The sequence below is a fragment of the Paenibacillus amylolyticus genome (genome assembly GCF_051136285.1).
In the GTDB taxonomy this organism is placed as follows: domain Bacteria; phylum Bacillota; class Bacilli; order Paenibacillales; family Paenibacillaceae; genus Paenibacillus; species Paenibacillus amylolyticus_F.
This window is the reverse complement of record NZ_CP194938.1, coordinates 2,923,365-2,936,247: the sequence shown is the minus strand read 5'-3', so window position 1 is coordinate 2,936,247 and position 12,883 is coordinate 2,923,365. Positions and strand designations below refer to the sequence as shown.

12 protein-coding genes are annotated in these 12,883 nt (G+C 35.6%); 10 read left to right on the top strand and 2 right to left on the bottom strand.

What is annotated here, in order from left to right; all coding sequences use genetic code 11:
- Positions 1–33 precede the first annotated feature (33 nt).
- Positions 34–300: a hypothetical protein gene (locus tag ACR8BL_RS12795; protein WP_434748024.1), complete on the bottom strand. Its 267-nt coding sequence runs from the start codon at positions 298–300 to the stop codon at positions 34–36.
- 113 nt (positions 301–413) lie between these two features.
- Between ACR8BL_RS12795 and ACR8BL_RS12790 the strand changes: the two genes are divergently transcribed.
- Positions 414–1,613 (top strand): hypothetical protein, encoded by a 1,200-nt coding sequence (locus ACR8BL_RS12790; RefSeq protein ID WP_434748023.1) that lies wholly within the window; start codon positions 414–416, stop codon positions 1,611–1,613.
- A gap of 1 nt (position 1,614) precedes the next feature.
- Positions 1,615–2,301, top strand: a complete 687-nt coding sequence (locus ACR8BL_RS12785; RefSeq protein WP_434748022.1) for a hypothetical protein — start codon at positions 1,615–1,617, stop codon at positions 2,299–2,301.
- A gap of 348 nt (positions 2,302–2,649) precedes the next feature.
- On the opposite strand, the gene ACR8BL_RS12780 is transcribed toward ACR8BL_RS12785, so the two are convergent.
- On the bottom strand, positions 2,650–3,057 hold the full coding sequence (locus ACR8BL_RS12780) for a DUF6979 family protein (RefSeq protein ID WP_434748021.1): 408 nt from the start codon (positions 3,055–3,057) through the stop codon (positions 2,650–2,652).
- A gap of 259 nt (positions 3,058–3,316) precedes the next feature.
- On the opposite strand from ACR8BL_RS12780, the gene ACR8BL_RS12775 reads away from it, so the two are divergent.
- The 8 genes from ACR8BL_RS12775 to queD all read left to right on the top strand — a co-directional run bounded on the left by ACR8BL_RS12775 (position 3,317) and on the right by queD (position 12,880).
- A complete protein-coding gene (locus ACR8BL_RS12775) occupies positions 3,317–3,802 on the top strand; it encodes a VUT family protein (protein ID WP_233901819.1) in 486 nt (161 codons plus the stop codon).
- Between the two features lie 51 nt (positions 3,803–3,853).
- Positions 3,854–5,884 carry a tRNA-guanine transglycosylase DpdA gene (gene dpdA / locus ACR8BL_RS12770; RefSeq protein WP_434748020.1) on the top strand — a complete coding sequence of 677 codons (2,031 nt, stop codon included), beginning with the start codon at positions 3,854–3,856 and terminating at the stop codon, positions 5,882–5,884.
- Between the two features lie 57 nt (positions 5,885–5,941).
- Entirely contained in the window at positions 5,942–6,730 is a 789-nt protein-coding gene (locus ACR8BL_RS12765; RefSeq protein ID WP_071639634.1) for a hypothetical protein, read from the top strand.
- A 98-nt stretch (positions 6,731–6,828) separates the two neighbouring features.
- A complete protein-coding gene (locus ACR8BL_RS12760) occupies positions 6,829–7,761 on the top strand; it encodes a queuine tRNA-ribosyltransferase (RefSeq protein WP_434756344.1) in 933 nt (310 codons plus the stop codon).
- Positions 7,727–8,503: a hypothetical protein gene (locus tag ACR8BL_RS12755; RefSeq protein ID WP_434752948.1), complete on the top strand. Its 777-nt coding sequence runs from the start codon at positions 7,727–7,729 to the stop codon at positions 8,501–8,503. Before ACR8BL_RS12760 ends, ACR8BL_RS12755 begins: the two co-directional genes overlap by 35 nt.
- Complete coding sequence (locus ACR8BL_RS12750; protein WP_434753110.1) at positions 8,472–11,654, top strand: hypothetical protein; 3,183 nt, start codon at positions 8,472–8,474, stop codon at positions 11,652–11,654. The genes ACR8BL_RS12755 and ACR8BL_RS12750 overlap by 32 nt, the downstream gene beginning before the upstream one ends.
- A gap of 66 nt (positions 11,655–11,720) precedes the next feature.
- Positions 11,721–12,392: a 7-cyano-7-deazaguanine synthase QueC gene (queC, locus tag ACR8BL_RS12745; protein WP_434752947.1), complete on the top strand. Its 672-nt coding sequence runs from the start codon at positions 11,721–11,723 to the stop codon at positions 12,390–12,392.
- Entirely contained in the window at positions 12,389–12,880 is a 492-nt protein-coding gene (queD, locus tag ACR8BL_RS12740) for a 6-carboxytetrahydropterin synthase QueD (RefSeq protein WP_071639639.1), read from the top strand. Before queC ends, queD begins: the two co-directional genes overlap by 4 nt.
- Positions 12,881–12,883: the final 3 nt, after the last annotated feature.

The following is a 12,883-nucleotide window of genomic DNA, read 5'->3' as shown; positions in this document are numbered from 1 at the left end:
GGATGAGGTTAAAGGAGGTTTGTATTTTTACCATTAGTCGTGCTGTTTTGATTTCAGTTTTTTTATCATTCGATCTAAGGAAAAACCTACCAAGAACCAGAAAACTATAGTTAATACGTATGTTAAAACAATTGGAATACCTATTTGTCTGAAGGCTGGATAGTTTATTGAAATCCACATCACAGGGCTAGTCAAAGCTAAAAGTACGCCATATTCATCAAAATCAAAAATTTCTATAATGACGATCATTGATGAAATAAAGGTGAGCCAAAAACGAAATGTTTTAAATATTCCTCTCATAATAGAACCTCACACCCCCAGAGAAAATTCATAACTTACCATATATTATAAACCAAAACAGTTTCCAAGTGACATACCTTGTGATGAAATTATTCTTTAGGAGGGCGTTAACTTTGAAATTCAGTAAAACTTTAGTGGCTGTTGGAGCATCAGCACTTCTTTTATCCACCCTGGTTCCGGCTGTTATGGCATTGAATGGTGACTCGTCGGAGACTGAAATTGTAAAACCGAGTAGGGCATCTATAGAAAGTTTTAATCATGTTGACAAGCTGCGTTCTTTTGAAAGTCCTAATAGCTTGTCACGAAATTCTGAAGAAGAAGTAAATAAAACATTACGGCAACAAACATCTTACTTGAAGTCATTAAAAGCAAACGACTTAATCGAGACTTTGGGTGAACTAGCTCTGTATGATGAAACAAATTTTGAAAAATACGCTGAGTCAATATTACCAATTTTATATGAGAAGTGGGGCAGAGAAATACCTTTAGAAGTTACAAATATTTTTGCAGATCAAACATACCCCCAAAAGATGAGAGCGTTTTTTTTAGATATAGCAGCTAATTCGGGGGAACAATTAAGTGGCTCTAATATAGAACAGATTAAAACAGTAGTAGAAGATAAATCTGAGGATATGGTGTTACGAAGATACGCATTATTACAACTTAAAACAGAAAATGTACAAGAAAAGAGTACATTTAATAAGCAATCTTCTATTAATTTGAATGGGATATTTGAAGACTCTTCAGAACCAATTGAAGTAAGGTCCGCTGCTGTTACAGCCATGAGAAGATTAGGTGATCCTAACTTTTCAAATGCTTTGGCAACAATGGCTAAAACAGAGAATATGAATGATCCTTTGTTACGTTCATTCTTGACCAGTGCTGCTCATGCAAAGGAGTTAGATACGTATTTTGATGTTGTTAAACAAGTAGTTGATCAGACAGAGAATCAAGAGATATTTGAAAGTGCAATTTATTCTCTCGGGGTTTCTGGAGGGGAAGATGCTGTCAGAGTAGTCATGCAGATGAAGGACAAGTTCGGAGGCACTGCAAAGGATATTATTCGGTTTGCATTATTATCAAATGCTAAGCAAGTTTCAACTCTGCTGGATAGCCCATCTGATGAAGACAAAATTATGGCTATAAAAGCATCTGAAATCATGCATTATGGTGAAGTGTATGGAAAGATTAAAGAGATACACGCTAATTCCCAAAACAGCGAAGTCATTTTAGCTGCTGAACAGGCTTTAGAAAATATAGACCCCAATGATTTGATTGATCCTAATAAAAATGGAAAATGGGGAGGACAATAACATGCAAAACATTATGAAGATCAATAAAAAATTTCTTGTACTATTACTATTGCCTTTAATATTTTTGATTGGAGCCAACAGTTCATACGCAGCAAACGCCGGAGATGCAGGGTATAGAGAAGGTGGGTGGCTTACATTCGGTAATAACCATGCAGGATTATATTACGGGACTACAGGTGGGACGACAGAGTATGTTTATGAAATCCAAGGCTATCCTGCACCTTATGTCCAACTAAGCACACTTAATACTTTTAAGGATAATAAAACTTTTTATGGGTGGTTCACTAATCCCAATATTTATGCTTCTAAAAGAGATCAAATTATGAGTACAGCAGCCGCTTTGAAAAACAACCCTGATATAGGATACACCGCATTTGCACAGCTTACTTATGATGATTCTTCATCAAGTGGTTATATTTCGCCAGCTTATGTTGGAAATATTCGTTGCGATGGGGTTGTAGAATACTCATACGAATATAATGATCTTTGGGTATGGGGAAAAGCTGACCCTAACAATAGTTCAGGTACACCAAAAGATTTTGATATATCTCAGAAAGCAAATGTAAAAGCGCATTCTAATTTAGGATATGATGATCCTTGGTTTGAAGTTAGTCCTAGAGTACAGCGTGGGGCTGCTGATGTATCTAACCCTACTAAGTGGACGCAACTAAGACCAAGAACTTCATAATCTATTTTTTAAATGGAAGGTGTGCCTTTGATTAAATACAAGGGCACACCTTATTTATTTTTTGAAAAGATATATATTGAGACGGAGATATTTATTTGCATTCCTCTCGTTATACCCGTCCTTAAAGGTATACTTTTAATGCTCTGAAAAGCCCACATTGTATAATAACGAAACAATATAACTAGCCCGGCAAAAATTGTACCGGGCTAACGATTCACAATGTGATATGTGCTAAGACTTTCATCTAAAAATATATTAGTAGATTGAGGTATGGCAATTTATTTATCATTGTACTGTTTACTTAAACGAGAATCCTTCAGTTTGGGTTGTGCCTATTTTTATAGAAGATTAAGCTATAATATAAGTTTTAGCGGGAGAAATCATCCCATTGTTCCAAAGTGCCAGTACTACATCCATTTGGAAATTATGTGACTTTTGATTTCCTTGCATAATAGCCCTCCACAATTGAAGCGATTTGTATGAAGCGTAATCTCCATTTTCTGTAAGAAGTTGAACAGCTTCAATCGCATGATCTTTGTTAGTTGTTTTTTTTAGAGGTTGTTTGATATGTATCTGATGAACACCTTTTACTAAGCCTGCTTCACAAAGCCCTAAAAAAGCACTTTTGGGACATGCCTTGGTTTTAGTTGTGAAAAATTCTGTGGTGGCTTGTTTCCAGGCATCTTCCGTATAAAGAACGTCACCTGATTGAATGAGTTCCACTGCTCGAATAGCAGATTTTCCATAATTATTCAAAAAATAACCTCCATCTTCAACCATTCTATAAAAGTTAAATATCTCATTGTAATTATTCGACTTAAAGTAAAAAATACCTCCCTTAATAAATATTTCTTAGCAGATTTAGTCGAAATTTGTAGTATGATTTAGTTTAGCAAGGGTAGCTCGGAACCAAAAGTGGTGTTATAATTAATAATGGATTGCATAGAAGAGGTGATGTCAAATTAAATACTTAACAATTATAGCTTATTTAGTAGCTATTGTTTCATCAAACGTCGTGACGGCAGGAGTAGCCCCATTTTTTATCGGTCCCTTCATCATTCCAGCGGGGACTTTTATTATTGGGGCAACATTTATTTTCCGTGATTTTGTGCAAAATTTTGTGGGTCGGCGTAAGACCTACTTGCTTATTTTAATAGCAATGATTTTGTCAGCATTAACATCGTATCTACTTGGTGATACACTCTGGATTGTATTTGCTTCAATTATTACATTTGCGGTATCTGAGACCACAGATACAGAAATCTATTCTCGTCTTAAATTACCTTTTCATTTAAGGGTAGCGTATAGTGGAATTGTCGGTGGAGTCTTAGATAGTATTATTTTCGTTGTTATTGGTTTATCACCATTGGGCGCTAATATTCTTCCATGGAATGCTGTGTTCTTAGCTATCGTTGGTCAAATTATTGTTAAGACATTAGTTCAATTAGTTGCTGCAATTATTGTTAAACAAATTTTCTTTAAGCAAGGAAAAGTTATTTGAAAATAGGGCGTTCTCGCCCTATTTTATATTGTGTTAAAGGATGGGATGTTTTTGTCAAACCGTATTCTTGTTGTGACTTCTTGTACTGGAGAGAAGTTACATAAACCTATAAATCAGCTTGTATTTGACGATTTTCAAAATAAAGAAGTATTGAGAAGAAGAGAAGAAGAATTATTGGAATTTAAAGAACGTGCTGATGAAATGTACACTGGTAGTCAACATCTTGCGCTAATGAGTGGTATTAAAGAATACCGTCAACAAGGGGGGGACATTGATCTTTGCATTATTTCAGCGGGTTACGGCCTTTTGAATGAAGATGAACAAATTGTTCCTTATGAAGTAACTTTTAATTCGATGGATTCACAGTCTATAAAAAGATGGGCGCGTGAACTCAAAATTACTCAGGCACTCCAAACAAAAATTGCAGAATATGATCTTATTTTTTTCTTGCTCGGAGATAAATACTTACAAGCTGTGGAATGGCCACTGAAGCTTGATAGCAATCAAAAAGCTATCTTTTTCGCGGGAGCATCCAGTCGTACTAGAATTTTAAATTGGGATGATTATCATGTACTAACTATTGGTGAAAAAGAAGCTAAAACCTTTAGATATGGATTAATCGGAATCAAAGGCTATCTTTTTGCGCAATTATTAAGAAATGTTATCACAACAGATATTGATCAGAAATGGAGCACAATAATAGATCATCCGGATCAAATTAGATCATTTATTTTAGATTCCATTGCTTCAACTAAACAACTAGAGTTATTTAATGAAACATCGGATAGTGAAGATTTATTAAGGTTTTATAGTGAAATGTTCCCTGTTCCGGATGAATTGGTTGCTATAAATTGTATTGAGGAGCCAAGATTTTATCTTCCAGAGAATGATGATAGGGTAGATCCTAAATATGATTTTATGACTGATTTCTCAGAAAAAAACAGAAATCCATTGGAAAATGATGTGTATGCTCACCAGATATTCGATAGACCACAGTTTGATGGGTTACTTGTCTCTAAAGTAAACATTGATAGTGCTACCAAACAAAAAAATCAGATGATTGAAGAAATGGGTTTGCACGATTTTTATAAACTACCTAGAGAGTATCCTATTATGGGTGATTGCGGTGCTTTTAGTTATATTGATAAAGATGTACCACCGTATACAACCGAAGAAATTATGGATTACTATCATACATTAGGTTTAGATTATGGTGTATCTATTGATCATCTGATAGTTGGCCCATTTCAAAAAGATGAAAACATTCGAAATCAGCGTTATGAATTGACCCTTACGATGGCGGAAGAGTTTTTACGTATGTATAGAGAAAGAACAGAAATAATGAATTATCAGTTTCATCCGATAGGTATAGTCCAAGGATGGGACCCGCCTTCTTTCCGAAGAGCGGTTGAGCATCTTATTGGATTAGGTTACGATTATGTTGCCTTAGGTGGTTTAGCCAGAGAACAATCAGAAAAAATATATGAAATTTTAAAAGAAATAGCACCTATTATTCCAAGTCCCACGTTTCGAATGCACTTATTTGGTGTTGCACGAGATGTGAGAACAATGGAGGCATTTCATAAGTTGGGTGTGACATCTTTTGACTCTTCTTCACCATTGAGAAGAGCATGGTTAGGAACCGGGCATAATTACCACACCTTAAATGGAAAACACTACACAGCGATAAGAATTCCGGAGGCAAAGGAAACATCTGGACGAGTGAAAAAAATGTTGCAAAATAGTGATGAAATAGGTTTTGCTGAGTATAAAAGACTCGAACAAGAGGCCCTGGGTGCTCTTAGGGAGTTCAGTGCAGGCACAAGAGAGTTAGATTCAACGCTTGAAGCCATACTGGAATATGACAAAATACTTGGTGAAAAGCGTGAAATTCATGAGGACATGTATAGAGAGGTTCTATCTGAACGACCGTGGGAGCAATGTAATTGTAATATATGCAGGGAAATTGGAATTGATGTAATTGTATTCAGGGGCAACAATAGGAACAGACGAAGAGGCTTCCATAATACTCATGTATATTACAGTCAAATTCAGGAATTAAAGAAACGGTGGAATAAATAGTACGCAAATATGCCTTAGTGTGGTACACTAAGGCATATTTGCGTTGGGGGAAATTCCATGCTCTTTACTTTTGAAAACGTAAGCAATTTAACGAGAAAGAACAATGAGGTTTATTTTACTGTCTTGTCCCTAGGTCTAATCAAAGATTGGGGATTTCCAGTAGTTCAGTCTGATGTAGTTGGCGAAGATGTCGTTCTAGTCAATTATGATACTGTTGTAAGTTTAATTGATAACAAACTACAAGTGAAAAATCCACAATTTACATACAAACTGCCGAATGGTAGTAAGAATGATGAATATGTTGTTCTCATTGTATCTGAAGTACAACAGTTTCCGAGTTACTGTGTTCATCAACTAATGGCTTATCAACGCTTTGAACGGTTAATAGAGAGAGGAGAAAAGATAAGTAGTAACTCCACTAAATTAATGACCATCAGATCGTTGCATGGCATTTTTGAGGATTTTTTAAACTATCGGATTGAGCGTAGTCTATATCCTCAATTAGCAAAAGATTTAATCAGGTACGTTGATTCCTTAATGAATGATTATCCTGAATTAGGATACCTCTCTGTAGTACAAAGGAAACAATTCCGAAAAAAATCTATTGGTGATTCCTCAATAGCGTGGTATTGCTATATTAGGTATTTCATTGAACAATGGATTACTGGTTCTCAAATTTTGCCGCGGCCATTGTTATTAAATGAATTTCAATATGAAAATTGGACTGGAAACTTCTTTGACAGAGATAATCCTGTCTTACATGTAAATAATGGCCGATTTAAATTTAATGATGAACAACGCGGATTAATATATGAAATATGGAGACAATGGATAAAAGAAGCCTGAGGGCTTCTTTTTTTTATTTTTTAGAGTAGTCGTATGAAGAAAAATATGCTAATATTCTAAATATCACGTATTATCACGTATAAATGGGGGGTTGAGATGTGGATTTTTATATTGGTTGGTCACATAGTGATGCAATTTTTTGTGACTACTTTCCTACGTGTCCGGTGTTAATAAGTGCAATTCCAGACAATAGAGGAGGAGTAAAGAAGTATAGAAACAAACCCCAAAAGTTAATAATAGATTGTGGATCAGTATTCTATGTTAAACAAAAAAGTAGGCCGCGGCTAAAAGATGTTTTTAATATTCAACAATCAATCTTGGAAGATTGTGATTCAACGGCGAATATTCAATTGGTTCATTTTGATGAACCTCTACTGAATAAGAATTCTTTATCTGAACGTTACATGGCTATTGAAAGAACGCTATATAATGCCTACGAATATTTAAATCTCTTTAATAGGTATAAGCTTCCTAAATTTGTGAAACCAATGGGAGTAATACAAGGTTATGACCAAGCTAGTATAGAGTTTTCAGCCTATGAGTTAATTAAGATGGGATATACAAATTTCGGGATCGGGTCCTTGTTATTTAAACATCAGACTGAACAGATTGAAATGATTAGGAGAGCTGTGGATGTTGTTGGAGCTGCCAACCTTCACGTCTTTGGAGTAACGGGGATTCCTCAACTTCATGCGATGGTTGATATTGGAGTAAAGTCATTTGATTCAACTCGACCAACAATGGCCGCTGCATTCTTTCAGGTATTTTACAGTAGACCATTTAGAACTTTTTTTCTGCCTGAATCCAGAGCAAAACCCACAAGCCCTCGATTGGAAAATCCACTTCATTGTGAGTGTCCTGTATGTGAAATTAATGCAAAACAGATTTTTATTCCTTCACCAAGAGAATATATGAAGTTAAGATCAGTCCACAATTATTATCATTTATCCAGAACATTTAAAGATATTTTAGAAAATAAGCAGAGGAGGTACAAAAATGTTGTTCCAGATGTGTTACGGGCCAGAAATTGAAGTAATTTATGAGGAACTAAGATCTAAGCCTGGAATGGATACAAATGAACTGAAAACAAAATTCCAGTATAGGGAAGAGGGAGATATTACCTCTTTAATCGAATGTGCCTTGATGGTATTAGAAGATTTGCAGTTTATATATAAAGACAAAGCACAATTTTATGTGTCACAAAATAAAGCTTGGACTAACAAAGAAGTTTTTTTAAGGTTAAAGGAGATTTCAACTTCTGATGCTATACCTAGTGATTCTCTTGATTGTATATTTGCTACTATTTTTGAACAGTTATTTGTAAAGCCAGATAGATTATTTGTGAGTAACATTCATTATCAAGTTAATAGTAAGTTAATGAAGACAGTTGTTGGTCATGAAAAAATAAATGCATGGAAGCGAATGATGGAATGTTGGGGATTGGGAAGACGTGTCTACTCCGGTTTTTACGCCCTTCCACAACTCTCATTAATGAAAAGTATCATTGAAAGAAGTGAGACATGGGAGGGTGGGTTACATCTATTCTGTGAAAAATTTATTCATCCAATTATTCCGTGCTTGACATCAGAAGGGAAAATATATAGGGCGATTATTTTTTCATTAATGGGATTAGCTGAGGCAGGGGAAATAGAATTGAGTTATGTGCAAGATCTTCCCTATAAATCTTATGGGCCAAAAAATACGCTGAACTGGATTAAGATAGAGGGGAGATGTGACACTAATGCTTCCTTGTCTCAACAAAAATTCGCTTAAACTTTTAGCTGGTACTGCAGATGAACGATATGACCAATCACCTGAATACTTCAGAAAAACGCACTTTCCGCAAGTAATGCATAGGTATAATGATAGTCAGTTAGTCGCTGAAGTTACAGAAGATGAACTGCTGGATGAACTTCAAGAAACTGATGCTAGCGGTAACAGAGTTTATTTAGTTTTCGGTTCCACAGGATCGGGAAAATCCGAACTGCTACGTTGGTTAAAAGATAAGTGGTTAGTGGAAGTACCAGATAGACCCGTGATACGAATTTCACGAACAGAGCTAAATCCTCAGACCTTAATCAAAAAATGTTTAGACACACTGAATTTATCCTTGGATGTTTGTATTGATGAAGACAGGTGGGGGATTTTGCTTAAAAAGCCTATAACGCTTGTTAACCAAATGGTTTGGACAACATTAGCGGAAGCTATGGAGTCCGATGAGGAGATCGTTCCAAGCGCACTATTGTTAAGACCGGTGATTGAGCAAAATATTATTGATTTTACATCACAAGTCAAACGAGGAAAAATTAAAAATCCACTAGAGGTACTGCATCGGGAACAGTTTGAAACCTTGCTCGCCAATACAACCCTTCATATCCCATTAGAATACGCAGCATTTCGACAAAATCTCTCGCGGCAGTTGGACCATTTTCTTTTTGAAGGACAAGATATCGGAACACTTTTTAAACAAATATCTTTGCAAATAAAAAACAGAGGAATCCGTCCTTTGTTATTGATTGATGATTTAGTTCAATCAGTTAATATTTACGCAACCAGTATCCTTGATCAACTTATTACATTGGAAGAAGGAAGCTGGGATGTGGTCATTGGCTTAACACCTGGTGCAGTTCAGGATACAGAGAAGGGGTTTAGTCTCACACAAAGAATACAGAATCTTGATACGATTAATGATCGTGTAAAAAAGTTATGGCTATCGGATGAGTCGGGGAAAGACTTTTTCAATCTTGATCGTAAGCAGGTAGTACCATATATGGCAAATTATCTTACCCAACTGAAAGCGACACAGGGGTTCAGTTGCTCTCTCCAATGTCCGCATTTCAAACAATGCTCTGCTTTTCTGCCAGAGGAAAGCAACAATGTTAATTGTCTTGAAGTTCAGTTGCTCCCATTCAATAGTCATATGCTAAGACGCACATTCGATGCTATCCCTATAGGAAAAGGTAAATTACGTTACATGATACTGAATAGCAAGGAAATCCTACGTTTCTTTCTAAAAGGTAAAAAGCATATTAGTAGAGTTCTTCCACTTATGCGCAGGGAAATGTTTGCGGATCATGAAGATATGTTTATTAAAACACTATCTGAGTGGTATGCGTCTGAAGATGCAAGTCAAGTGATAATTTCTGAACCTTTGTTAAAGCACTTTGGTTATAGCGAAAATCAAATATCTATTAAGTTAAACAAGATAGCAGCAGGTAATTCAAGGGAAGAACAACCGCTTCATATAGAGTATAAAAATGATAATACTATCTTCAATGAAAAAGAGGTAGTCAGAGATTGGGTAGAAGGAAAAGAAGTAAACGATGAACTATTATTACCTGTTAGATCTGGAGTGGCCGCTCTGGTACATGATGTGATAAAGGGGGTACATATGAACCGCTCATTCTCCTCTCGAACCTCCGCAGTTATTCAATGGAATGAAGTTGTAAATAGAACGCGATATCCTATTAAACTAGACAAGAATGATGATGAGTTCTTTATAAATGTAAATCGTGATTACGTTGGTATTCAAATAACTAACTTTCAAACGATGAAGTATTCAGAAAAATTAAATATATTTCAAAAAATCTCAAATGAGTATGAAATCTCAAAGTGGATATATCAGGGAGAAAGTATTCATAAATTATGGTTTGAATCTCTTGAACAGGCTCTTGGGTTGAAGTTACCTGTATTTGTGTATGGAATGAGGAATTGGGCCCAACAAGCTAGAATATATAGTGAATCTTTATGGACTTTCGATGCGAAAGAAAAATCTCCCTTCAATAAAGACTTAATGTCATTACTTGATGAGTGTTATTCAGATTGGTATTTGTTACGTGAAAATTTTTATGAGACACCAAATGATGAGGTATTAACGGATGAAGAATTCGATCAATGGTTATTGAATTTTGTACCTTCTAAAAAGTTGGAAAGCTATATAATAGGCAATCTAACCTTGAAGGATTTCCTATCAAATTTAAAACAAAGCTATAGTGGTTATCTTGAGTTGCTTCATCAAAGCTTTAGGCAATCAATTAAAATAAGACTAATGATGATACCATTTCTTATGGGTTCTAGTAGAGCAGAATGGATTAAACTTGCAGACCAAATCTATAATTTTAACGAAAAGAAGTCTCTTCGACAACAAGATCTTGTGAACTATACGCTGCTTGAACAACAATTAGAACAACCAGAGTTAGTCATCCAATTTAATAGGTTCTTTGCTTTAAAAAATGAAGTTGATCAGTTATTAAAACAATTTGACCAGGATTTAATGGAAATAGTTGACTTCCTTATTGAGTGTGGTATGCATGTGAATCATGAAGAAGTCGGAGAAGAAATTGTTGATAATAGTAAGTTCTCTTTGCCTGAATTAGAGGAGAGAAAAAGGATAATTCTAGCTAATATGCAAAAGGTATCAGAGCTAAAAAACTGTCTTGCTTTAACTCCGCGTACTATAGTTAATTATTTGTTCAATCTTCAAGTCCAATTAGAAATTCTAAAGCCAATTAAGGAACTTCAGTTGAAAATGATTGCATGTGTTGAACTATTATTGGAGGGTTCACAGATTGAATCTAAACTCAATTCCGTAATTGATGAGTGGCAGTCGATGGACTTTTATGAATTAAAAGAACTGGTTGAAAGAAAACTTCAACATGAGCAAATCCAGATAAACCTTCTTGAAGTCATTCGAAATGATCTTGAATATGAAGACGTTGGGAATATCTATCATCTCCTAGAAATAATAAATCACAATTCTCAAATCAGGCCTTCTATAAAAAGACATATTAGATTGCTCATTGAGAATGGTTATAGTACCCTTCCACCAGTTCAGGGTAAGCGTTTATTAGAAGAGATTAAAGAGAAGTTTCCTAATCTGTTTGAAGTTGTAGAGATAAGATTAGTTGTGGGCAACGATAAATAGTCAACTTTCGATAAAATAGTACATCTGTTATCATTAAGGGAGAATGGTGAGAAAGTGGGTAAGATTATGGAACAAAAAAACAGAAAAGCCGTTGTAGTTTTTAGTGGCGGTCAAGATAGTACAACTTGTTTGTTTTGGGCAATGAAGCACTTTGATGAAGTTGAAGCAATCACCTTTAATTATGGACAAAGGCATGCTTTAGAAATTGAATGTGCTAAACAAATCGCTGATGAACTGGGAGTAAATTGGACGTTACTTGATATGAGCTTGCTCGGTCAACTAACTCAGAATGCTCTGACACGTAATGATCTCGAGATTGTTCATAATGAAGGTGAACTTCCGAGCACATTTGTGGAAGGGCGCAATCATTTGTTTTTAAGTTTCGCCGCGGTGTTTGCTAAAGGAGTAGATGCTAGACATATTGTAACGGGTGTCTGCGAGACAGATTTTAGTGGATACCCTGACTGCCGGGATGATTTTGTCAAATCCCTAAATGTGACGTTAAATTTAGCGATGGATCATAATTTTATCATTCATACTCCGTTAATGTGGATAGATAAAGCAGAGACGTGGGAAATGGCAGATCAATTAGGGGCGTTTGAATTTGTACGCCAAAAGACTTTGACTTGTTACAACGGTATTATCGGTGATGGATGTGGTACTTGTCCTGCTTGCCAGTTGAGAAAAGCGGGTTTGGATAAATTTTTGCAAGGAAAAAATTCGGAGCAAATGTTATGAATAAAATACCGGGGCAATTCGTCATTGTAGATGCATTGCAAAAGTTTAAAGAGGATATTACTTATGAACAGTTGAAATATCATCAGCGCAGAGTATTAGTTAGTAAAGAATTTACTTTTGACGCGGCGCATCACTTACATGCATATGAGGGCAAATGTAAAAATCTACATGGTCACACCTATAAAGTTGTATTTGGAGTGAGTGGATATACAAATGAAATTGGAATGACGATAGATTTTGGAATGATAAAAACAATTTGGCGTGAGCAAATAGAGCCATATTTAGACCACAGATATCTAAATGAGACGTTGCCGTTAATGAATACGACTGCTGAAAACATGGTCGTTTGGCTTTATGAGCAGATGGAAGCAGCGCTGAGTACTGATAAATACTCATCAAAAGACGTGGATGCAAGAACTGAATTTGTCCGGTTATTTGAAACACCAACCAGTTATGCCGAAGCAAGACGGGAGTGGATGGCAGATTGACTC